The organism is Streptomyces sp. NPDC058579 (assembly GCF_042718575.1).
GTDB lineage: Bacteria > Actinomycetota > Actinomycetes > Streptomycetales > Streptomycetaceae > Streptomyces.
In genome coordinates, this window is sequence record NZ_JBHXPI010000014.1 from 63,735 (window position 1) to 84,759 (window position 21,025).

Here is a 21,025-nt window from a genome sequence, read left to right on the forward strand (position 1 = left end):
CCGGCCCGTGCGGTGAACTCGGACGCGACGACTCCGTATTGAGGCCGCGCGGCGGCGTCAGAGGACGGGACCCGTACGCAGGCCGCGCGGCGGCGTCAGAGGGGGATGCCTGCCCGTACCACTCGTACCGGTTGCTTGAGGACGGTGACGTCCGTCAGTGGGTCGCCGTCGACGAGGATCGCGTCGCCCGTGAAGCCTCGCGCGAGGCGGCCTGCCGTGCGTTCGAGGCCGAGGAGGCGGGCGGCGCCCGTCGTGGCGGTGCGGATCGCAGCCAGCGGCGGCAGGCCGGCCGCGCGCATCAACTCGACCTCGCGGCCGATCGGGCGCACGGTGCCGCCGGAGGAGTCGGTGCCGGCGGCGAGCGGGACGCCGAGTTCGTACCCCGCGAGGACCGCGCGCTTCAGGACGGGGAGGTACGTGCGGCCCCGCTCGGCGAGCACGGGGTCGGCGGACTCGGCCAGGCCGGCGATGGCGGTGAGGGTGGGGGTGAAGAACGTACCCCTGCGCCGCATCTCGCCCAGCGTGCGCTCGCCGACGAACGCGCCGTGCTCCAGGGAGCGGATGCCGGCGGTGACGGCGTCGTGGCAGCCCTGCTCGCTGTAGCTGTGGCACAGGACGCCCTTGCCGCGACGCCGGGCCGCGGCGACGATCTCCGAGAGCTGCTCGTGCGAGTACACCTGGGCGAGCGGGTCCTGCTCCGGGAGGCCGGCGCGCTCGTTGACCCGCGTCTTGATGACGTCCGCGCCACGGGCGAGGTTGACCTCGACGACCCGGCGCAGGGCCTCGGCCGAGCGCACGCCCTCCTTGAGCCGGGCGAGCGGGGTGAGGTCGGGGTCGGCGAGGACGGTGTCGCCGAGGTCGGGGGTGACGAAGACGCCGGCGGCCGTCAGCCGGGGCGCGAGGGCGGGGCTGTGGCGGGCGAGTTCGCGGACGGCGATGTCCTGGTAGAACGAGGTCGATCCGCTGCGCGCGCTGGTCGCGCCCTTGCGGACGGCGTCGCGGGCTTCGGCGGCGGTGCTGAGGTGGATGTGCGTGTCGATCAGGCCCGGCAGGATCCAGCGGCCGTGCGCGTCGAGCACCTCGACACCACGGGGGACGGTGACGCTGGCTCGGGGGCCTGCGGCGCGTACGGTCCCGTCCACGATGAGGACCACGGCGTCCTCGACGACCGCGCCGGTGGCCGGGTCGAGGAGCGAGCCGCCCCGGATCAGCAGGCTCCCGCCCGAACGCCGAGTGTCGACGGTGGAGGCTGAGGAGGAGGTGGCGGCGGTCGCGGGCCCGGCGGCGGTGGCGGCGGCCATGGTCCCGGCGAGCGCGGCCGCACCGGCGAGGACACCGCGGCGGGTCAGCCTGCTGGAGGGCGGCGGCGTGGCTTCGACGCACATGGGGGCTCCCTGGAAAAGGGGACAGTGGCACTCCGCTTTGTATACCAAGCCGGGAAGCGCCAGCAAGGGTGGCGGGGAAAGAGCAGCGAATTCCAGGGCGGAGGCGGACCCCACCGCTCACCTGGTATACAAAGACCTCACTCGGGGCCGAAGAGCGAGCGAAGGGCGACCGCCCTGCTGTCCCGCACGTGCAGCAGCGTGCTCGCCGCCGCGGCCTCCGCGTCACCGGCGGCGATGTGCCGGTACATCTCGGCGTGTTGGGCCCGCATGTGCGCGGGTTCCTCGCGCAGGCCGAAGACCAGCCGCAGCTGCCAGCTCAGCTGCTCCATGGTCCGAGCGAGCAGCGGGTTGCCCGCCAGTTCCACGACGCCCTCGTGGAACGCCGTGTGCGCGGCCACCTCCCGCGTCCCCTCGTCCGCGGCGGCCGCCGACTCGGCCTGGCGCAGTGTCGCTTCCAGGGTGGCCAGACCGGGCGGCTCCTTGTCGTCGCCCGCCGCCACGGTCCGGGCGGCGAGCCGCGACGCCTGGACGGCGAGCGGTTCCCACACCTCGTACAGGTGCTCCACGTCGACCCGTTCGAGGCGCCGTACGCGGACACCGCTGTTCGGCAGTAGTTCGAGCAGGCCCTCGGCGACCAGCGCGCGCAGCGCCTCTCGTACAGGTACGCGCGACATGCTGAGCTCCTCGGCGACCTCGCGCTCGACGAGCCGGGCGCCCTGCGCGTACCGACGGTCCACGATGCGCTGCAGGACGGCGTCCCGCGCCCGCGCGCTGAGCGAGGTCGATCCGCCCGCCGCCGAGCCACTGCTGCCGCGCTCTGCCACTTCGCCGCCTTCTTCCGTCCTTCGCCACGGGCACCCGTGCCCGCGTCTGCGGCGAGAATACGTCGCTCCTGGATGTCAGCGGCCGTACGTCTTCCGGCAGAGCTCGACGACGCCGGAAGGGACGGCGCCGGACCCCTCGGCCTGCCGGCACAGGGCACGCAACCCGGTCGGCGACTCGGTGCGCGCGGGCTTCCCGGGCTTTGTGGCTCTCCCGGGCTTCGCGGGCTTCTTCGGCTGTCGGCGAGGAGGTGGTTGCTGGGCGGCGGCCTTGGGTCGGGAGGACGAGACGGGCGCCGACGCCCTCCCGTCGGCCTTCACCTTCGCCTTCGCCCGAGTCCGTTCGGGCTCAGCCTCGGCCTCCGGCCCCGTGGCGGCGAGCGTCTCCCGGGGCTCGGCCTCCCGCGGCGCGGGCCACTCGGGCAGCGGCGAGGGAGGCCGTACGGCGGCGGGCGAGACCTCACCGCCCCGGGCCGACGGACCCGGGGCGGAGGGGTGAGGGACGGCGACGCAGCCGCTCGTGAGCAGCGCGGTGAGCAGGACGAGAGTCGTTCGGCGGTCCATGCGGCTCACGTTGCCCGAACCCCGCCGCCGGAGCCGTGCGCACGGCCCCCGGCCACCATGACGAGTGAACGCGAATCCTCCGCCCCTACGCCCCGGTGCCCACGCGCAGCCACGACCGACCGGACCGACGCGTCAACACCTGGCCGAGCGCCACCAAGCTCAGCCCGAACATCAGTATCCCCAGGGGAACATGCAGCGAAGGCACGTGCGTGATGCCCAGGATCACCTGCACCGAGGCGAGAACGAGGAAGCCGGTCGCGTACAGGATGGGGCGGGGCGAACCGCCGCCCGGCCGCCACGCGAGGATCGCGGCGAGGACGTACAGCATCGACGCTCCGTACATCACCCGTGATCCGACATCGTGCAGCAGCGCGCCGAGCGACGAGGACAGCAACATTCCGGCGGTGACCGCCTGAAAGAAGAGGGCGGCGGTCTGCAGGAAGATCGAGACCCGCAAGAACGTTGTGGTGTCCCGTACTTCCGTCGTCTGTGCGGCCATGGCGTGGTCCATTTCTCTCTGTCGGTACTGTCTCGGAAGTCCGACGACGCAGGCCCGCGAAATGTGAGGCGGGGGCAGCGGAGGCGGACGAGCGGATGAGACGTACGAGTCGTGCGAGACGTACGAGACGTACTACGGGGAGTGGAGCGGCAACGACCATGGACAATCTGACCGAGCCGGGCCTGGGCGCGATCGTCGCGGAGCGGCGGCAGTTGACGAACCTCGCCTACCGGCTGCTCGGTTCCCTCGCCGAGGCCGAGGACGCCGTGCAGGAGACGTACACCCGGTGGTACGCGATGTCGCCGCAGAAGCGCGAGGCCATCGAGTCACCGGGCGCGTGGCTGACGACGGTGGCCGGCCGTGTCTGCCTGGACGTGCTCGGTTCGGCGCGGGCGCGGCGCGAGCGCTACGTCGGCGCGTGGATACCCGAGCCGCTGCCCGACCGTACGGAGTGGAGCGGCGGACGCGCCTCGGACAGCGGGGCCGACCCCGCCGACCGGATCACGCTGGACGAGTCGGTCAGCATGGCCTTCCTCGTCGTACTGGAGTCGATGACGCCCGCCGAACGCGTGGCGTTCGTGCTGCACGACGTCTTCCAGTACCCCTTCGCCGACATCGCCGAGATCGTCGGCCGGACGCCCGCGGCCTGCAGGCAGCTGGCGTCCTCGGCCCGCCGGCGCATGCGCGCCGCGAAGGACCCGTCTCCTCCGGTGGCCGGACAGGCCGGTCTCGTACGGCACTTCAAGCAGGCGTGGGAGGCCCGGGACATCAAGGCCCTCGTCGGCCTCCTCGACCCCGACGCCGCGATGATCGCCGACGGCGGCGGCAAGGTCGGCACGGTCCTGCGCCCGGTCGAGGGCGCCCAGCGCATCGCCCAGTACCTGATCGAGATCGCCGCCCTCGCCCCCGGCCTCACCCTCCTGGAACGCACGGTCAACGGCCGCCCCGGCCTCGTCGCCCAACACACCGACGTCACCGTCACCGTGGCGGCCTTCGACGTCACCGACACCCGCATCACCCGCATCTGGGCAGTCCGCAACCCGGAGAAGCTCCGCTCGTGGAACGCGCCCGGCGGCGAACTCAACGAGGGTTAGCCGGCCTTGAGATGGCAACCGTGTGCCTTCGCCGAGCGTTCGGCGAAGGACCGCAGGGCGGCCCGGAGGCCGGGGTGGTCGAGGAACAGGTCGGAGGCTTCCGACTGGCGGGTTCCGTCCGGGGCGACGGAGTAGGCGGCCCGGTTCTCCCTGCTGGGGCAGTCGGCCCACAGGACGTAGTGGCCGTCCGGGGCATCGCGCGGTGGCTCCTGGGCCAGGTCCTCCAGGCGTTCGCGTTCGAGCCACTCCAGGGCTTCGCCGTACGACGCGCTGAACGTGTACAGCGGCGCGCCCCGCATACCACCCAGCGTGCAGCCCTCGACCGTCTTCGGCCCCGGCGCGGTCTCGACGGCCGTAAGGACGCCCCAGCGCGCGGCGGTCCGTTCGTCCACGATTCCGGCGCAGCTGCCCGACACGGACGCGAAGGGCTTGTAGTCCCAGGCGTTCACGGAGACGCCGACCTCGCGCACCGGCTCGCCCTCGGTGACCCGGCAGGCGTACTGCCGTGCGTAGGCCGTTGTCGTGCCGGTCAGCACGGCGGTGAGTGCCGACCGGACTTCGGGGCGGCCGAAGTCGGCGCGGTCGATCCTGGCGCGCACCGTGGCGAAGACCGGGGCGCCAGGCTGCCCCGACGTCCGATCGGCGCATTCGAGTCGTACCGAGGCGTATGCCCGGCCTCGATCATCGGCGTCGGGGTCGAACGAGAAGCCGCCGGTCCACCCGTGGCCCAGGGGCGCGTCCTTCCATTCCGCGTCCGAGAGAGCGGTGGGGCTCCGCTGTTCGTTCACCGTCACGCGTACGTCGATCTGGCCGTGTTCCTCGTCGTCGACCTCGCTCACCCGGCACTGCCACCAGTCGCGGCTCGTCCTGATCTCCGCCTCGACCTCAGCCCCGGCGACCAGCTCCCGGACCGGATCGGCGGCGAGCGTGCCCCCGCACGCCGAGTCCAGAGCCCGGTCGTGCTGCCAGGCGTCCCAGCCGCCCGACAGCCAGAACAGGCCGCCTGCCACCAGTACCGCGCCGGCCGTCAGACCCGCCGCGAGCCGGGCCCGCCGGTGGCGGCGGAGCCGGTCGAACGTCGACCACCGGGTCTCGTCGCTCATCGCCACACCTTTCCAAGGACCTTCGTGTCGTCGCAGTCGCCGGACGCGTCGAGGTAGTGGGTGAGGAGCGAGTCGGTGCGAGCGAGGAGCAGTGCGCGGTCCGCCCCCGTCAGATCCACCCGGTGCAGGGTCCGGCCGCCGGCGCACCGGGACTCGGCCCAGACGACGAGCGAATGGACCTTCCGCCGGGTGTCGGGCCGCGCGTCGGGCTGAGCCCCGGGCGCGGAGCCGCGCCCGGCCTGGGCTAGGGCGAGCTCGCTTCCGTACTCGGTACGGACCTCCGGCAGCACCTCGCCCCACCAGCTCGCGGAGCTCACCGTCACCACGCTCCCGGGCTTCTGGAAGCTGACGGAACAGGCCCGGGCCCACGAGTGGGTGGCACCGTCGGCGGACTGCTCGGCGCCCTTCGACGCCGGGCCGAGCAGTGCGGGGCGGAACCAGGCGCACTCGGCCGGAGACGCGTCCGCGTCCTCCTCCCGCGGGGACGGGGACACGGGCCGTACGTCGGTCTCGCGGACCGGAGCCCCGCCGCAGCGACGAGTCGCACGCACGTCCTCGGCGAGGGCGGCGACGAGCGCGCCGAGCCGCTCCGGCACCGCGTCGTCCGCCACGTGGTCCGCCCGGTCGTACGCCGAGGCGTACACCCGGAAGGACGTGACGGGCCTGGGGTACCCGGGCAGGCCGTTGGGGCAGGGGACCGTGACGAGCTGGTCCGCCCGCTTGTGGTCTTCGGCCCAGTCCGGCGCCTCCTCGTACGGCGACGGGTACAACAAGTGCCCCACCCGGACGCTCTTCAGCGGCGGGTCCAGGATCGGCTCCGCCGTCACGGTGAACTCCGGTTCGTCCTCGCCGGACCCTCCGACAGTGCACGACACCAGTCCCCTTGGCCCCGGACCGGTCCGCAGCGTCCACGACGAGTCGTCGGCCAACAACCCGGCGGCGTCCGCTCGCGGCAACGCCCCACCGCACGCCCGGGCCAGCACGTCCTGGTTGTCCCGGTCGCGCTGCTCACCCCGTACAAGGACGAAGCCGCCGACCAGTACCGCGAGCAGCAGGGTCACCGAGGCCTGCGGCAACCACCGATGCCGCCGAAACCGCGCCCACACCGAATCACCCATCGCAGCCCCCGCCCCCGCCCCGGCTCGTTCACCGGCCATCGCACTTGCGAACCGACCACGGCACGCTATCCCACCGGCGCGACCGCCTTCCCCGGACCATCGTGATCAGGACATGCGTGGACGCAGGACCATGAGCGTGCCCTCCTGGGTCGCCACCATGGCAAAGAGGAAGCGGTCGACCTCAAGGCAGAGCGCTACGTCGTCTGGATGGGATCCTTGGCGCACCCCGTTCGCCAGATCGGCGGCGGCGCGCGAATCGGCGGCGCGGCGGAGGAACGCGGCAGCGTCCGTCCCGGCCTCGGTGGCCCTGCGAGCGATGTACTGAGCGCACGCCAGGTCTTCCTCGGCCTGCCCGCCCTCGCCGGTCACCACGAACGTGACACTGTCGCTCTCGCGCTGCCGCAGCAGCCGGGCCGTTGCCTCCGCGACCACGAAGCTCGCGCACAGCACCAGCTGCGCGTCCTTGACGGCGAGGGCGCCGACGGTCCCCGCCGTGGTCTTCTGCACGACGGTCCGTCCGCCGAGGTCCATGGACCTCAACAGGCCCGGGGAGTTGACGGTGTCGAACCCGGGCGCCGGCGGACCGTCCTTGATCGCCACCCAGTCCGGGTGGTCGGCCTTGAGCGCCAGGGCTTCGTCCAGGGACTCGGCAAGAACGATCTTCTCCGCGCCCCGGGCGAAGGCCCAGGCAGCCACGGTGAAAGCACGCATGACGTCGACCACGACCGCCACGGACGGGACTTCGGCGAGCTCGGCGATGCCGAGGAAACGAGCGTCCATGCCCCTCATGGTCGCGCATGCCCGATCCGAAGCACCCGGCGCGTGGCACGCGACGTGGCGACGGTCGCGTCATCCACCCCCGCCGTCACAGCCGCTCCGCCGGCAGCGCCGCGTACGCCTCCCGGAGCGCGCCGATCACCGGGTCGTCGGCGGCGAACCGCACGTCGTCGACGGCCTCCACCGCGCGCACCCCGATCCCGGTGTTCGTGGCGAACGCGGCGCGCAGGGAGGGCAGTTCGTCGACATGGACGGGGCGGACGGTGGATCCGGGGTGGGCCGCGCGCAGCAGGCGCATGGTCACCCCGGGCAGCACGTCCGCCTCCGGCCACACCACTCGGCCGTCCCGGTCCACGAAGCCCACGTTCCAGGTGCACCCCTCCGACACCAGGCCGTCGGGCCCGGTGAACAGGACATCGTCGAACCCGCCCCGCCGGGCCTCGCGCCGCATCCTGAGCTGACCGAAGAGCGCCGTGTGCTTCACCTCGGCGGCGTCCCGGACGTACTCAAGCGCCGCCACCCGCAGCGGAGGGGCGGGCAGGACGCCCGCCGGGCGGGTGGTCACCAGTACGTGCGGGTCGGGCCGCTCACCCGGGCGGGCGATGTCGAGCGCGGGGTCGAAGACGGTGACGCGCACGGTCGACGCCCCGTCCCGACCGCCGACCTCCTCCCGTACCCAGCCGCGCACACGCTCCGTGTCGAGCTCCGCCCCGAAGACATCGGCGCAGTCCCGGACGAGCCGGTCGAGGTGCAGGGAAAGGCCGGGAACCGCCCCGTCCTCCACCCGCATGGTCGTGAAGTGCCCGTAGTTGGTGAGGGCGAGGGCCGTCAGCTGAGCGACGGACGCGGGTTCTCCATTGACAGTGGCCATACCGGAAGTCTCGCCGCCGCCACCCCCCACCGCCGAGCGCACCCGCCGCATTCCAGGGCTTTCCCCAGGTGTCTCCGCGGGAGACGCGGGGCATGCGGGGCACGCGGGACCCGGACACGGCGATCACCCCGCAGGTTTCACCCGGGTTCACTCGCCGGACGTGGGACGCCTCGACACTGCGTCCGAAGGCCGAAGGCCATAGGCATATGACGAATGACGGAGGTCGTGCATGATGAGGCGTCGTGAGCTGCTCGGGGTGGTCGGCGCGACCGTCGGTGCGGGAGTGGTGGGGGCCGGCACGGCCCAGGCCGCGTCCCTTGGTGGTCGGCCGCAGCCGTCGCACCGGACGCTGAAGGTCCTGCAGTTCAACATCTGGCTGGGTGGCAGCCAGGTCGCGGGTGGCCGGGCGGGCATCGCCGACACGATCGCCGCGGTGGAGCCGGACGTGGTCATGCTCAGCGAGTCGAACCCGGAGCGGGTCGCCAACACCCTCGCCGATCTCGCGGCCCGGGGGCTGACCTACTACGACAACCAGAACCCGACCGACCCGGCGGTGATCTCGCGCTACCCGATCATCGAGCACCAGTCCTTCCCGTCCTGGTCGAAGGCGGTCATCGAGGTCGACGGCACCGAGATCGCGGCCTACTCCGGGCACCTCGAGTACCGCTACTACGCCAACTACCTCCCGCGGGGCTACGGCGGCGGTACGCCCGCGCCCCTGGAGACCTCCGAGTACGGCTGGGACGAGATTCCGACCGGGCCGATCACCGACGTCGACCTGATCAACCGGATCAACGAGGCCTCCGGCCGTACCCAGGTCACGAAGGCGGTCCTCGCGGACGCCGCCAAGGAGCGCCGCCGCGGTCGGCTCACCATGCTGGCCGGCGACTTCAACGAGCCCTCCCACCTGGACTGGACCCGCAAGACGTGGAACCTGTTCGACCACAACGGCACCGTCGTCCGGTGGACGACGACCAAGGCGTTCGAGGACGCCGGATTCCGCGACAGCTACCGCGAGATCAACCCCGACCCCGTCCGCACGCCCGGCTTCACCTGGCCCAGCGACAACGCGGGCGCCGAGCCCGGGCAGCTGACCTGGGCGCCGAAGGCCGACGAGCGCGACCGGATCGACTTCGTCTTCTACCACCCCGACCGGCGCATCCGCCTCCTCGACAGCGTGATCGTCGGCCCGTCCACCTCGATCGTCCGCAACGAGCGGGTGGAGGAGTCGGGACGTGAGCGGTTCCGCGAGCCGAACTGGACCTGGCCGACGGACCACAAGGCCGTCCTCAGCACCTTCCGGGTGTCCACCTCCCGTAACAAGGGCTGATCTCCGGCACTGCCACACCCCCCCGCCCTGCTCCGGCACCGCGCACCTCGCGCCGCGCCGGAGCAGGGCGCCTGGATTTCAGCTCCTGTTTTCGGCGCTGGGTGAGGCCGCGCCCGCCCAGAAGCCGCACTGGTGGTCGGCCGCGAACGTCGTGGACGTACGGGTGCGCTCGGGGTCAAGGGTCAGGACCGTGTGCCGCCCGCCGGCCGCCGGCCAGCGGGTCGCACCGGGGATGTTGGGGTCGCCGGTGCGGGCGAACGCTCCCCAGCGGCGCTTCATGTCGTCGGCGAAGGCGCGCTGTCCGGCGGTGAGCGGGCGGTCGGTCAGGCTGAAGTCGTGTACGTAGGCGAGTTCGGCGCTGTGCGCGTTGGCCATGTCCACACCCGGCGGCTGGGCCCCGAGGAGCGTGGGGGACCGGGGGTCGTCGAACTCGTAGACGTAGGTCGGCACCTGCGAGGCGAAGGCACGCGCCGTGTCGAGCGTGCCGCAGGCGAAGGTGGAGTCGGTGACGACCGCCGACATGGCGTCGAACGGAGTGGGGTAACCCGCCACGGGATAGCGCGCGAGGACCTGCGGCGCCGCAGTGCCGTACGTGGCGTTGATCTGGTCGGTGTATTCCCGCGCCGTGAGATACGGATGGGTACCGGCCAGGAAGAACTTGGCCTCGGCCCGGGTGCTGCCGATCAGGACCGGGACCTTGTTCCACCGGCCGGAGGCGATCGCCTCGGACGGCTGGAGTGGAAGCAGGCCGTCACCGAAGGCGGGCCCGGCGGCGGGGCGGGTGAGGCCGGCGGCGATCAGGTCGGCGGACGGTGCCGTACGCAGGCAGGCGGCGCGGGTGGCCGGGTCGGGACAGCCCGCCGCGGCCGCGAAGTCGCCCGCCGCCTCGGCGGCCTGGGCGGAGCCGGGCGCGCGCAGCAGGGTGCACGGTCCGCTCTGGAGGATGGCGCGGGAGAACAGCCCGGCGGTGCGCGGGGAGCTGAGCATGGCGCAGACCGAGGCGCTGCCGGCGGACTGACCCCAGAGGGTGATGTTGGCGGGGTTCCCGCCGAAGGCGGCGATGTTGCCGCGGGTCCAGTTCAGTGCCGCGATCTGGTCCATGAGTCCGAACGACCCGGAGCCCAGGCCGTTCTCCCGGGTGAGTTCGGGCGCGGCGAGGTAACCGAGCTGTCCCAGACGGTAGTTGACGCTCACCACCACGCTGCCGGTGAGGTCCGCCATGGTCCGGCCGCCGAACTGGGTCCCGGTGCCCAGGAGGAAGGCGCCACCGTGGATCCAGAGCAGTACGGGCAGCCGGTCACCCGGCCGGGCGTGACGAGGCCGGTACACGTCCAGGTAGAGGCAGTCCTCGCTGACGTACTCCGGGTCGCTCAGCCCGACGGGCAGGAACTGTACGCACGCGGGAGCCTGCCGGGTGGCCTCCCGTGTCCCGGACCACCGTGCGGCCGGCCGAGGCGGACGGAACCGGAGGTCCTCCACGGGTGGTGCGGCGTACGGGACGCCCAGGAACTCCTCGGCCCGGCCGTTGACCTGGCCGGCGAGCCGGCCCTGGTCCGTGGTGACGACCGGGCGCGCCGCGGCGACGCTCTGCCGGGACGGGGCGGCGATCGCCGGGTGCGTGAACAGGGCCGCGACGGCGAGCACCAGAGCCAGCGCCACCGAGGGAACGATCGAGCGCGTCATCCTTGTCAACTCTCCTCCATGAGGGTGTCGAGCGCATGACAGTCGGAAGGAAGGTGCCCCGCGGCCCGTCACCGGTCAGGTGGGGACGGGCCGCGGGCGTGTGAGCGGGCGTGCCGGCCCGTCTACGGGCGTGCGGGGCCTGCCTACGGGCGCAGGCCGCCCAGGAGCGTCGCGACCTTGGCGAACTCCGCGGTCCCGGTGTTCCAGTTGGGGGAGATGGGGGCGACGGACACCTTGTCCGCGCGGACCGCCTCCACGTCGCCGCCCTTCCTGTCGGGCGCCGTGACCAGGCCGACGCCGACCTTCCACGTTCCGTCGCCGTTGTCGGTGTACTCCGCCGCGAGGCCCGGCTGTGGATCCTGCGTGGTGACGGAGGCGCCCCGCGCGGTTCCCGTGCCGTCCGCGCCGACCACGGGGTGGTTCACGTTCAGGCCCACACCCTCCGGCAGCAGCCGGCCGTTCCTCGCCTGCGCGCGCAGCCGGTCGATGAGCTTGACGGTGAAGTCGTTGGTGGGCCGCATGGCGTTGAGGATCTGCTCCGGAACCGGGACCGCGAGCTCGCCGGTGCTCACCGCGATGGCGGGCACGCCGCGCTCCAGAGCGGCGATCGCGCCGCCGACCGTGCCGGAATGGGTCGCCAGGGCTGCCACGTTGGGCCCGAAGTTGGTGCCGGAGACCACCAGGTCAGGGGCGCGGTCGGCGAACACCGCGGCGAGACCGAAGGACACCGAGTCGCCGGGAGTACCGTCCACGGCCCACACCCGGGGCTCGGGATGCTCGACCTTGACGGTGCTGCCGCTCATCAGCTTCGTCCCGGCGCCGCTCTGATTGGTGAGCGGGGCGACGATGGTGACGTCGTGCCCCGCGGCGGTCAGCCGCTGGAACATCAGACGGATGCCGGGGGCGTTGTAGCCGTCGTCGTTGGTCAGGAGGATGCGCAGCGGGCCGGCGGGGCCGGCCGCCGCGGCGGCGCTCGTCGGCACCGTGCCGGCCAGGGCGGGCGTGCACAGCAGCAGAGCGGCCAGGGGCAGAGCGCGCTTGCGTCTCACGGAGTTGCTCCTTCGATGCGGGAGGAGAGGGAGGGGGAGGGGTGGGTCGCCGGGCGCACGCCCCCTCGACATGCGCCCGGCGGGTTCAGTACGGCCGTACGGCGGTACGGCCGGTCAGCGGACCCCGCGGATGAGGATCACGGACAGCGCGCCCAGCAAGGACAGGGCGCCGCCGATGATGAACAGCGGGGTGTAGCCGCCGAGCGCGGTCACGATGGCGGAGGCGACGAACGGGGCGACGATCTGCGGCCCCGCGTTGGCGACGTTCAGGACGCCCATGTCCCGGGCGGCGTCCTCCGCCCGGGGCAGGACCAGGGTCACCACCGCGGTGTCCACCGCCATGAAGCACCCGAAGCCCAGGCCGTTGAGGGCGCTGAACACCAGCATGCCGGTCCAGGTCGGACTGATCGCGGGGATCGCCATCGCGGCCCCGGCGAGCGCCGCGGACACCCCGACGAAGATCTTCCGCCGGTCCCAGCGGTCGGACAGCAGACCTCCGACGACCGTCGACAGAGCCATCGCCGCCATCGACACCGGCGTGAGGATCGCCATCGCCTCGGGCGGAGTCAGCCCGTCGGGCAGCGCGATGTGGTCGTCGAGGATGTACAGCTGGTAGCCGATCACCGAGAAGTAGCCCAGCACCATCAACGCGCGGCCGATGAAGGCCCACCGGAAGTCGTGGTGGGACAGGGCGGACAGGAAGGCGCCCAGGCGTTCGCGCTTCGGTACGGCGGGAGAGGGTGTGGGCTTGTGCCGCGGTATGTCGCGGCAGAAGGTCGTGAGCAGCAGGGCCGCCCCGGCCGCCAGCGCTCCGAGCACCAGGTAGCCGATCGTCGGCGTGCCCGCCGTCTGCGAGGCGATCATCACGCCGGCGGTGCCGCCGATGGGCAGCGCCAGGCCGACCAGAGCGGAGGCCGTGCCCCGGCGGGCGGCGGGGACGCGGTCGGGCACGATGGCCGTGACGGCGGCCTGGTAGACGTTCATGGTCGCCTGCACCAGGCACCACGCGATGCCGACCATCAGCACCGTCTGGACGCTGCCGAGGAACGCGAGGCCGGCGAGGGAGGCGAGCGCGCCACCTAGGATCCACGGGTTGCGGCGCCCGGTCCGGTCCGACAGGGCGCCGGCGATCGGGTTGAACGCGGTGGCGAACACCGCGCTCACCCCGCCCACGACGCCGAGGATGGCGACCTTGTTCGCCGGATCGAGGGTGGCGATGTGCGTCGGCAGCAGTACGGAGCCGACGCCCATGTACACGGCGAGCATGGAGGCGTTCGCCAGCAGGAGGAGCAGCATGAGGCCGCGCTGACGCGGCGCGGGCTCCTGCGCCTGCGGTGCCGCGTCCGGCTGGATCAGTTCATCGGCAGTCACGGTGACCACCGGGGGATGCGGGCGCGTCGTAGGCGCGGCGGGGGATCGGGGCGTGCATGGCGACTCCTCGGGGGACGGAGCTGAGCGGTGAGCGCTGAGCTACGAGCTGGAGCGATGAGGGGATGACCGCCGGGGGAGGACGTGTTTCGCGCTATGGCTACCGCACTACGGCGACTGCGGACGGCCGCGGTTCTGCGACGCCTAGTTACACGTGTTAATTCCGGCTTGCAGCATTGTGTAGCACTCGTGAACTCCTTTGGATAGGGGTTCGAGGCATTTGAATGGCGACTGTGACTGCCCGGCCCGGCTCCGGTGCTAACACGTGTAGCTACTCACGGGTCGCTCTTGTGTCGAGTGCCGTGAAGGTTCAGCCTTGGCCTGAAAACGCCGTGCGGGCCGATCGCCGCGCACGGCGGGACCGCCCTGCGCGCTCCCCGCTCGCGCGGCCACCGTCGCCGCCCGCTCCCGTTCGTGTCTCCCTCACCGCCGCGCCGCGTCGACGTCGCGGTTCCCCGCACTTCCCGGAGGTCAGCCATGTCCCTTTCGCCTGCCGTTCCCGTCCCGCCGCCGCCTCCGCCACCTCCCCGTGAGCCGGCGCGACACCCTGTCCCGGCCGCACCGCCCCGGCGCGCCGTTCTGGCCGGATCGGCACTGACGGCCGCCGGCCTGGCGATCGGCCTCGCCACCCTCGGTGAGGGCGCGCCGTTCTTCCAGGGCCTCGACGGCCGCTGGATGGGCGCGGTGCACGGCTCGCCGGGCGACGCGGTGACCGGGTTCGCGCGCGCTCTCGACGTCCTGGGAGGGCCCCTCGGCATGGTCGTGCCGCTGGTCCTCGCGGGGTGTCTCGCCGTCTACGGGCGCTGGAGATCCGGGGCCTTCGTCTTCGCCGGCTGCGTGGTGACCAACGTCGCGGTGGTTCTCCCCGTGAAGCAGTTCATCGACCGTCCGCGCCCGCCGGGGTCGTGGGTCCTGGTGGGCGGCGGCTCCTTCCCCTCCGGCCAGGTCTTCACGGTGACGGCACTCGTGGTGACGGTCGGCGTGGTGCTCTTCCCGCCGGTCGCGCGGCGCTGGTGGTGGCTCTTCGCCGCCGCCCTGGTGGCCGCCACGATCTGGAGCCGCACCTGGCTGCACGCCCAGTGGCTGAGCGATGCCGTGGCCGGTGCCGCCATGGGGGCGGGAGCCTCCCTGCTGGTGTGGTGCGCGTTCGCCCGCCTCTTGGAGGAGGAGGCCGCCCGTGCGGCATCGGGCCGCCTCTGGGACTGAAGGCGCGCTCTGGACTCACGTATAGTGAATGATTGACGATCGTCATGAATGCTGCATAGTCTCGCTGTCCGGCCCGTGTGGCGGCGCGGATGCGCCCGGCGAACGATGGACCCAGGAGGACAGGCATGGCTGACATGCAAGGAGGACAGGGCATGGCTGACATGTCAGGTGAGGCGGAGCCCCTCGTCGTCCGGCTGCCGCCCGGTGGGCTGCGCGGTCGGATCGAGGGCGGGGTCGCGGTGTTCAAGGGCGTGCCGTACGCCGAGCCCCCGGTGGGCGCCCTGCGCTGGCGCGCCGCCCGGCCGCACCCCGGCTGGAGCGGCGTGCGGGACGCGACCGCGTACGGACCGAGTTCGCCGCAGATGTACATCGAAGGCGGCGACCCCGTCCTGGGCGGTCACGGAGAACCGCCGTTCGACGACGACTGTCTGACGCTGAACGTCTGGACACCGGCCCCCGATTCGGCGCGGCGGCCGGTGCTGGTCTGGATCCACGGCGGCGGGTTCGTCTCCGGCTCGGGATCGCTGCCCAACTACTCAGGTGAGACCTTCGCCCGCGACGGCGACCTGGTCGTCGTCACCCTCAACTACCGTATCGGGCCGCTCGGTTACCTCTCCTTCGCGGACGCGGAAGACGGAGCCGACCCGGCCGAAGCGGACGGGCATCCGGCCAACCTCTGGCTCACCGACCAGCTCGCCGCGCTGCGCTGGGTGCGCGACAACATCGAGCACTTCGGCGGGGACCCCGACCGCGTCACGGTCGCCGGCCAGTCGGGCGGCGCCCTGTCGACGGCGGCCCTGGCCGGGCACCCCGAGGCGCGGAAGCTGTTCCAGCGGGTCATCCTGCAGAGCCCGCCCTTCGGCCTGCACATCCCCACCCCGGTCGAGTACGGGGAGCGCGTCGAGGCCTACCTGCGGTTCGCCGGGGTGAAGGACGCCGACGAACTCCGTGCCCTGCCCTGGCCACGGTTGATCGAAGCGGCGGGCGGGCTCTTCGCGCACACCACGCGCTGGGGGTACTGGCCCACCCCGTTCCTTCCCGTACGGGACGACGTCACGCTCTTCCGTCATCCCGCGCACGCCCTCCTCGACGGGCCGGCGGCGGACATCGACGTCCTCGTCGGCTGGACCCGGGAGGAGGCCAACTTCGGCTTCGCCCTGGACCCGGGATACGCGCGGGCCACCCGCGAGCAGGTCGTCGACCGCATCGCGGAGACGTTCGGCGCGGATCAGGCCGCCGAGGTGTACGAGGAGTATGCGCGGACCCGCCCCGGCGCCCGGCCGGTGGACGTGCTCATGGACCTCATCACGGACGAGCTGTTCCGTGTGCCCTGCCTGGAGCTGGCCGAGGCCAGGGCGGCCTCCGGGCGGCCGGTGTGGGCGTACCAGTTCGACTTCCCGACGCCCGCCCATCAGGGGAGGCTCGCCGCCGCCCACTGTCTGGAACTCCCCTTCGTCTTCGACAACTTCGACAGCTGGGCGCACGCTCCGCTCGTCGAAGGGATCGACCCGACGGTGGGGCAGGGGCTCGCGCGGAGCATGCACCGGGCGTGGATCGCCTTCGCCCGGACGGGCGACCCGAACCATGCGGGACTGCCGGCCTGGGAGCCCTACCGGAAGGACGAGCGCACGACCATGCGCTTCGACTCGGTCACCCTCCCCGTGGACGACCTCGCCGGACATGCCAGGCGCCTGCACGCCCGGCGCCCGGCGGTCGCCGAGTAGCCCGGCTGTCGGAATATTCGGAATGTCTCGTATCGCCAAACGTCCGGAGAGTTTCACGTGTAACCACCCAGTCGCGATCGCCTAGGACGCCTAACCCTGACGGTCCCGAGCTCGCAGAACGAGCCCGGGGTCGTCGGCGTCCCCAGCCGCCCCGCCGCTAACGCGTGTAACCTGGACGGTGGCCGATCGGCCGAAGAGGAGACCGGGCAGGGGACGTCATGGGCGAGAAGCCGACCGCGGCGGCGGCCGTCACGAGCGCCGACGTGGCGCGCTTGGCGGGGGTGTCGCGGGCGACGGTGTCCTTCGTCCTCAACAACACGCAGGCGCACCGGGTCGGCGAGACCACGCGGGCCCGTGTACTGGCGGCGGCCGAGCAGCTCGGCTACGTACCGCACGCCGCGGCCCGGTCGCTCAGGGCGGGCCGCAGCAACCTCGTGCTCATCCCCGCGTCGGTCTCCGCGGCCGGGCGCCTGGTCAGCACCTGGGTCGACGACCTGGAGAGCGAGCTGGAACGCCACGGGTACGTCCTCGTGCTGCACGCGGGGCGGTTCCCCGACGCGGTGAGCTCCGCCCGCGCCTGGGCGGAACTCCGTCCCGCGGCCGTGGTGGCCCTGGACGGCGACAGTCTGTCGGGGCAGGCCGTGGAGGTGCTCAGCCGGGCGGGGGTGCGCGGCGTGCTGGCCTTCGCGTCCCGGGAGGTGGCCGGCGCCCACATCATCGACCTCGACCAGTCGCGTATCGGCGCGCTCGCCGTCGAGCACCTGGTGGCGCGGGGGCGCCGGAGGATCGGCGTGGTCATGCCGCAGGAGCGCGGCCTGGAGACCTTCGCCCGACCGCGCCTCGTCGGCGCCGAGGGCGTGGCCGCCCGTAGTACGGCGACGATCACCCCGGTCGAGCTGTCCTACACGTACGAATCCGCCGCCGAACTCGCCGGGCGCTGGCGGGAGCTGGGCCTGGACGGGGTGTTCGCCTACAACGACGAGTACGCCGCGCTGCTGCTGCACGCCCTGCGCGACGCGGGCGTCGCCGTCCCGGACGACGTTGCGGTCGTCGGCTGCGACGACCTGGTCCTGTCGGCCATGCAGCAGCCGCCGTTGACGTCCGTACGGCTTGACCTGCCCACGCCCGCTCAGGTGGCCGACGCCCTGCACGAGCTGGTGGACCGTGGCGCGTCGCCGCAGGTGCCGGGCATGGAACCCGTCCTGGTGCACCGTCAGTCCTCGTGAGCCATCGCCCCGCCCGCTTGTACGGAGCGCGGGGCGCCGTCATGACGGCGCCCCGCGCGGGGTGTTCGGCGACGGTGCTCAGACGCCCAGTCGGCGGGCGATGAAGTCGACGCTCTCGGTGACCATCGGCGTCACGTCCGGCGCGCCGAGGAAGATGTGGTCGGCGCCCTCAACCGGCCGCAGGGTGACGTCTCCGCCGGCGTCGCGGAGGGCATCGGCGAGGACCTCGCTCTGCTTGTACGGCAGCAGTTGGTCCGCGGTCCCGTGGACCAGCAGGAACGGGGGCGGGGTCGCGCCGCCCGCGTAGGTGACCGGGCTGGCGGCGCGGGCGAGCTCAGGACGCTGCTCGGGAGTGCCGCCCAGCAGGGCGTCGAAGGGGTTGGGGTAGGCGGAGCCGTCGGGCGCGGGCGGCATCGGCAGCGGGTGCGCGAGCAGGGGGCCGATGTCCGTGGCCGGGTACCAGGCGACGACGGCCTGAACGGCGCTGTCCTGGTCCCGGATGCCGACCCCGCCCTCCAGGGCCGCGGTGTCCTGGGCGGCGTCCGGCCGCGCGAGTCCGGCCAGTGCGGCCAGGTGGCCGCCCGCCGACTCGCCCATGACCGCGATCCGGTCCCCGTCGATGCCGAGTTCGGCGGCGAAGTGGCGGACGTAGCGGATGGCCGCCTTCGTGTCGTGCAGCTGTGCCGGGAACGGGGCCTCGAGCCCGTGCCGGTAGTCGATGCTCACCAGGGCGAGTCCGGCGCCCAGGACGGTGCCGTGCAGCAGCTCGACCGGTACGGTCGGCGGCGGGTAGCGGCGGTCGCCCTCCAGCCAGCCGCCTCCGTGGATCCACACGACGGCGGGCACCGGCCGCTCGGACGCCGGCACGTGGACGTCGAGCAGGCAGGGCCGGTATCCCGGCGTGCTCGCGTAGGTCAGTCCGTCGAAGTGGCGCACGCCGTCCTGGCCGACCAGCGGCGGAGTGGGGGCGCGGTAGGGCGGCGGCGGCCATCCGGACTCGGGTCCGGGGGCCGGTTGTACGGCCGGGGCAAGGGGAGGTGACTGCGTCATGACCGCCTCTTTCTGCGGGTGGGTGGCCGAATTTCCGTTGAATGTCCGAAATGCCTTGCGATCTCAACGGGGTCCGTCATACGGTGTTACACGTGTAACACAATATGTGCGGCGTAGTAAACGTCTCGGACGTCGATCGAGTCGGCCAGTGTGTGATCCCGGAGGTTACACGAGATACCACGGCGTGCGTCGCCCCCTCGTCAGGCAGTCCCCATGTCTGGTCCCATGCTCGTCGCCGCACTGCCCCCGGCCCCGGCCGTCCCGCTGCCTCGCTCACGCGGTGGGACGCGCGCCCGCTCCGCCCCGCCGTCCGTGCCTGCCTCACCGTCTCCGGGGCGTCGGCTCGCCTGCTGGGTGGCGTGGGGTGCGGCGTTCGAGGTCCCCCGGGTGCGGGCGCGTCTGCGCCGGACGCTCGAAGCCTGGGGAGTGGCACTTCCCTGCGTCGACCTGCTGCTGTTGGCCGGCACGGAGCTCCTGTCCAACGCCGTCCTGCACGCGGGAGGCGCGGGAGGCGCGGGTGGCCGGCTGCGGGTCACGGTCTCCCTCGGCGGCGGCCGACTGCAGCTCGACGTCGCCGACGGGGACCCTCGCCTGCCGTGCCTCACCCAGGGCGCCGGTCCGGATGCCGACCTGGAGGGCGACCTGGGCGTCGACGCGGACGCGGAGGGCGGTCGCGGGCTCGCGATCACGAGCTTCCTGGTCGACGAGGCGGGCGGTCAGCTGGCGGCGTTCCGGGCGGCGACGGGGAAGGTCGTGCGGATTCGCGTCCCGATCGCCTGACGGCTGCCTCCTCACCCCGCCGCCGGTCGGACGTACGTCGACCTGCCGCGCCACTTCGATCAGGTGGCCCGTGTCCTGACCGAGGACCTCGGGCTCGTCTCATGCCGATGCTGCGGGCCGCGGCACTGACGCGACTCCACGAGATCAGCCGGCTTCTCGTAGCGCTGTGGACCCCCGGTACCTCGACGAACTCGAAGCCGCCCGAACGCAGGGGCCGACCACCCTCGCCTACGGCGGTGCGGGCGAGCCGGATCCGACCCGCCGCCGCGCGGCGAAGGGTGGCGCGTCGGGGTGCGACCCAGATACGCGTCAAAGGGGCAACGAGCTGATCTGGCGTTTGTCGCACCCAACGACCAGGGCTGTGGACTACGTTGTGAGGATGACTACCGGGACGGCATCGCGCCACACACGGATTGGTGACCCGGTGCTCTTCTGAGCGCCGTACGGGCCAGTGCGGGCCCGCTGCTTGACCGAGGATCTTGCGCTGCTGCGCGGGCTCCGCCTCCGTCGCGTTGATCAGAGGCTCGACAGATCAACCACGACAGGAGAATTCATGTCCACCAAGACGTTGCAGATACCCACCGCGGACGGCCAGGCCGATGCATTCGCCACTTTCCCCGACCGTGGCGGGCAGCACCCGGGGGTGCTGATGTACGCGGACGGCTTCGGCATCCGGCCCGTGCTGCGGGAGATGGCCCGCGAACTGGCCGGGCACGGGTACTACGTGCTCGTCCCCAACCTCTTCTACCGGCACGGTCCGGCACCAGTGATCGAGCTTCCCGAGCACATCGGAGAAGAGGTCCGGGACGCGGTCTTCGCCCAGCTGATGCCCTTGATCGAGGCGCACACCGCCGACCGCGTCCTGAGCGACGCCGACGCCTACGTCAGGTTCCTCACCGCCCAGCCCGAGGTCGGCGCCGGCCCGGTCGCGGTGACCGGCTATTGCATAGGCGGCCTCTTGGCGATGCGCACCGCCGCGGCCCACCCCGGCCAGGTCGCTGCCGTCGCCGCATTCCACGGCCCCGTGGGCGCCGATGGACCCGGCCTGTTCTCCAAGCTCACCGCCGAGGCCCACCTCGGCCACGCCGAAGGCGACATGTCACCCGAGGCCCTCGGCGAACTCAACCAGGCCCTGGACGCCGCAGGTGTCAGCTACACCTCCGAGATCTACCCCGGCACGATCCACGGCTTCACCATGTCCGACACCGACGCTTTCAGCGCCTCCGGGCTGAAGCGCCACTGGGACCACCTGCTCCCTCTCTTGGACCGCACCCTGGGCAACAGCTGAGGCTCCGGCTCGGAACCACACCTGAAATA

19 protein-coding genes are annotated in these 21,025 nt (G+C 72.5%); 7 read left to right on the forward strand and 12 right to left on the reverse strand.

The features are described from left to right. Window positions 1–95: 95 nt before the first annotated feature. The 4 genes from ACFWRO_RS18500 to ACFWRO_RS18515 form a co-directional block, all read right to left on the reverse strand. On the reverse strand, window positions 96–1,385 hold the full coding sequence (locus ACFWRO_RS18500) for an amidohydrolase family protein (protein WP_384511392.1): 1,290 nt from the start codon (window positions 1,383–1,385) through the stop codon (window positions 96–98). Window positions 1,386–1,522: 137 nt separating this feature from the next. Beyond that, entirely contained in the window at window positions 1,523–2,209 is a 687-nt protein-coding gene (locus ACFWRO_RS18505) for a GntR family transcriptional regulator (protein ID WP_384511394.1), read from the reverse strand. A gap of 75 nt (window positions 2,210–2,284) precedes the next feature. Then, complete coding sequence (locus tag ACFWRO_RS18510) at window positions 2,285–2,770, reverse strand: hypothetical protein (RefSeq protein ID WP_384511397.1); 486 nt, start codon at window positions 2,768–2,770, stop codon at window positions 2,285–2,287. 85 nt (window positions 2,771–2,855) lie between these two features. Continuing rightward, window positions 2,856–3,269 carry a hypothetical protein gene (locus ACFWRO_RS18515; RefSeq protein WP_384511400.1) on the reverse strand — a complete coding sequence of 138 codons (414 nt, stop codon included), beginning with the start codon at window positions 3,267–3,269 and terminating at the stop codon, window positions 2,856–2,858. A 158-nt stretch (window positions 3,270–3,427) separates the two neighbouring features. Here ACFWRO_RS18515 and sigJ point away from each other — a divergent pair, with 158 nt between their 5' ends. Next, window positions 3,428–4,363 carry an RNA polymerase sigma factor SigJ gene (sigJ, locus tag ACFWRO_RS18520; RefSeq protein ID WP_384511402.1) on the forward strand — a complete coding sequence of 312 codons (936 nt, stop codon included), beginning with the start codon at window positions 3,428–3,430 and terminating at the stop codon, window positions 4,361–4,363. Here the strand turns inward: sigJ and ACFWRO_RS18525 are convergent. From ACFWRO_RS18525 to ACFWRO_RS18540, 4 genes are all read right to left on the reverse strand, one after another. Beyond that, on the reverse strand, window positions 4,360–5,466 hold the full coding sequence (locus ACFWRO_RS18525) for a hypothetical protein (protein ID WP_384511405.1): 1,107 nt from the start codon (window positions 5,464–5,466) through the stop codon (window positions 4,360–4,362). The genes sigJ and ACFWRO_RS18525 overlap by 4 nt on opposite strands. After that, window positions 5,463–6,542 carry a hypothetical protein gene (locus tag ACFWRO_RS18530; RefSeq protein WP_384511407.1) on the reverse strand — a complete coding sequence of 360 codons (1,080 nt, stop codon included), beginning with the start codon at window positions 6,540–6,542 and terminating at the stop codon, window positions 5,463–5,465. Before ACFWRO_RS18530 ends, ACFWRO_RS18525 begins: the two co-directional genes overlap by 4 nt. Before the next feature lie 147 nt (window positions 6,543–6,689). Continuing rightward, window positions 6,690–7,364: a 2-phosphosulfolactate phosphatase gene (locus ACFWRO_RS18535; RefSeq protein WP_384511410.1), complete on the reverse strand. Its 675-nt coding sequence runs from the start codon at window positions 7,362–7,364 to the stop codon at window positions 6,690–6,692. A gap of 85 nt (window positions 7,365–7,449) precedes the next feature. Further along, complete coding sequence (locus ACFWRO_RS18540) at window positions 7,450–8,232, reverse strand: aminotransferase class IV family protein (protein WP_384511413.1); 783 nt, start codon at window positions 8,230–8,232, stop codon at window positions 7,450–7,452. Window positions 8,233–8,461: 229 nt separating this feature from the next. On the opposite strand from ACFWRO_RS18540, the gene ACFWRO_RS18545 reads away from it, so the two are divergent. Next, entirely contained in the window at window positions 8,462–9,562 is a 1,101-nt protein-coding gene (locus tag ACFWRO_RS18545) for an endonuclease/exonuclease/phosphatase family protein (protein ID WP_384511416.1), read from the forward strand. A 78-nt stretch (window positions 9,563–9,640) separates the two neighbouring features. Here the strand turns inward: ACFWRO_RS18545 and ACFWRO_RS18550 are convergent, their stop codons facing one another. From ACFWRO_RS18550 to ACFWRO_RS18560, 3 genes are all read right to left on the reverse strand, one after another. Continuing rightward, window positions 9,641–11,245: a carboxylesterase/lipase family protein gene (locus ACFWRO_RS18550; protein ID WP_384511418.1), complete on the reverse strand. Its 1,605-nt coding sequence runs from the start codon at window positions 11,243–11,245 to the stop codon at window positions 9,641–9,643. Between the two features lie 143 nt (window positions 11,246–11,388). Then, window positions 11,389–12,294, reverse strand: coding sequence for a 5'/3'-nucleotidase SurE (gene surE, locus ACFWRO_RS18555; protein WP_384511421.1), 906 nt, complete (start codon window positions 12,292–12,294; stop codon window positions 11,389–11,391). Between the two features lie 114 nt (window positions 12,295–12,408). Next, entirely contained in the window at window positions 12,409–13,665 is a 1,257-nt protein-coding gene (locus ACFWRO_RS18560; RefSeq protein WP_384511424.1) for an MFS transporter, read from the reverse strand. A gap of 534 nt (window positions 13,666–14,199) precedes the next feature. Here ACFWRO_RS18560 and ACFWRO_RS18565 point away from each other — a divergent pair. From ACFWRO_RS18565 to ACFWRO_RS18575, 3 genes are all read left to right on the forward strand, one after another. Beyond that, a complete protein-coding gene (locus tag ACFWRO_RS18565) occupies window positions 14,200–14,928 on the forward strand; it encodes a phosphatase PAP2 family protein (RefSeq protein WP_384511427.1) in 729 nt (242 codons plus the stop codon). Between the two features lie 152 nt (window positions 14,929–15,080). After that, window positions 15,081–16,652: a carboxylesterase/lipase family protein gene (locus ACFWRO_RS18570; RefSeq protein ID WP_384511430.1), complete on the forward strand. Its 1,572-nt coding sequence runs from the start codon at window positions 15,081–15,083 to the stop codon at window positions 16,650–16,652. A 218-nt stretch (window positions 16,653–16,870) separates the two neighbouring features. Continuing rightward, the gene (locus ACFWRO_RS18575; RefSeq protein ID WP_384511433.1) at window positions 16,871–17,878 is read left to right on the forward strand and encodes a LacI family DNA-binding transcriptional regulator; all 1,008 of its coding nucleotides are present in this window, start codon (window positions 16,871–16,873) and stop codon (window positions 17,876–17,878) included. Window positions 17,879–17,956: 78 nt separating this feature from the next. Here ACFWRO_RS18575 and ACFWRO_RS18580 read toward each other — a convergent pair whose 3' ends face one another. Continuing rightward, complete coding sequence (locus tag ACFWRO_RS18580; RefSeq protein WP_384511436.1) at window positions 17,957–18,928, reverse strand: alpha/beta hydrolase fold domain-containing protein; 972 nt, start codon at window positions 18,926–18,928, stop codon at window positions 17,957–17,959. 213 nt (window positions 18,929–19,141) lie between these two features. On the opposite strand from ACFWRO_RS18580, the gene ACFWRO_RS18585 reads away from it, so the two are divergent. Together ACFWRO_RS18585 and ACFWRO_RS18590 are read left to right on the forward strand one after the other, a co-directional pair. Next, a complete protein-coding gene (locus tag ACFWRO_RS18585; protein WP_384511439.1) occupies window positions 19,142–19,708 on the forward strand; it encodes an ATP-binding protein in 567 nt (188 codons plus the stop codon). Window positions 19,709–20,261: 553 nt separating this feature from the next. Next, window positions 20,262–20,996 (forward strand): dienelactone hydrolase family protein, encoded by a 735-nt coding sequence (locus ACFWRO_RS18590; RefSeq protein ID WP_384511442.1) that lies wholly within the window; start codon window positions 20,262–20,264, stop codon window positions 20,994–20,996. Window positions 20,997–21,025: the final 29 nt, after the last annotated feature.

Bases quoted from the DNA above. Each gene is read 5' to 3' on its own strand.
- ACFWRO_RS18570 (WP_384511430.1), top strand. From the start codon at position 15,081: ATGGCTGACATGTCAGGTGAGGCGGAGCCCCTCGTCGTCCGGCTGCCG.
- ACFWRO_RS18580 (WP_384511436.1), bottom strand. From the start codon at position 18,928: ATGACGCAGTCACCTCCCCTTGCCCCGGCCGTACAACCGGCCCCCGGA.
- ACFWRO_RS18545 (WP_384511416.1), top strand. From the start codon at position 8,462: ATGATGAGGCGTCGTGAGCTGCTCGGGGTGGTCGGCGCGACCGTCGGT.
- sigJ (WP_384511402.1), top strand. From the start codon at position 3,428: ATGGACAATCTGACCGAGCCGGGCCTGGGCGCGATCGTCGCGGAGCGG.
- ACFWRO_RS18540 (WP_384511413.1), bottom strand. From the start codon at position 8,232: ATGGCCACTGTCAATGGAGAACCCGCGTCCGTCGCTCAGCTGACGGCC.
- ACFWRO_RS18500 (WP_384511392.1), bottom strand. From the start codon at position 1,385: ATGTGCGTCGAAGCCACGCCGCCGCCCTCCAGCAGGCTGACCCGCCGC.
- ACFWRO_RS18585 (WP_384511439.1), top strand. From the start codon at position 19,142: ATGTCTGGTCCCATGCTCGTCGCCGCACTGCCCCCGGCCCCGGCCGTC.
- ACFWRO_RS18550 (WP_384511418.1), bottom strand. From the start codon at position 11,245: ATGACGCGCTCGATCGTTCCCTCGGTGGCGCTGGCTCTGGTGCTCGCC.
- ACFWRO_RS18525 (WP_384511405.1), bottom strand. From the start codon at position 5,466: ATGAGCGACGAGACCCGGTGGTCGACGTTCGACCGGCTCCGCCGCCAC.
- ACFWRO_RS18515 (WP_384511400.1), bottom strand. From the start codon at position 3,269: ATGGCCGCACAGACGACGGAAGTACGGGACACCACAACGTTCTTGCGG.
- ACFWRO_RS18510 (WP_384511397.1), bottom strand. From the start codon at position 2,770: ATGGACCGCCGAACGACTCTCGTCCTGCTCACCGCGCTGCTCACGAGC.
- ACFWRO_RS18590 (WP_384511442.1), top strand. From the start codon at position 20,262: ATGTCCACCAAGACGTTGCAGATACCCACCGCGGACGGCCAGGCCGAT.
- ACFWRO_RS18575 (WP_384511433.1), top strand. From the start codon at position 16,871: ATGGGCGAGAAGCCGACCGCGGCGGCGGCCGTCACGAGCGCCGACGTG.
- ACFWRO_RS18565 (WP_384511427.1), top strand. From the start codon at position 14,200: ATGTCCCTTTCGCCTGCCGTTCCCGTCCCGCCGCCGCCTCCGCCACCT.
- ACFWRO_RS18535 (WP_384511410.1), bottom strand. From the start codon at position 7,364: ATGGACGCTCGTTTCCTCGGCATCGCCGAGCTCGCCGAAGTCCCGTCC.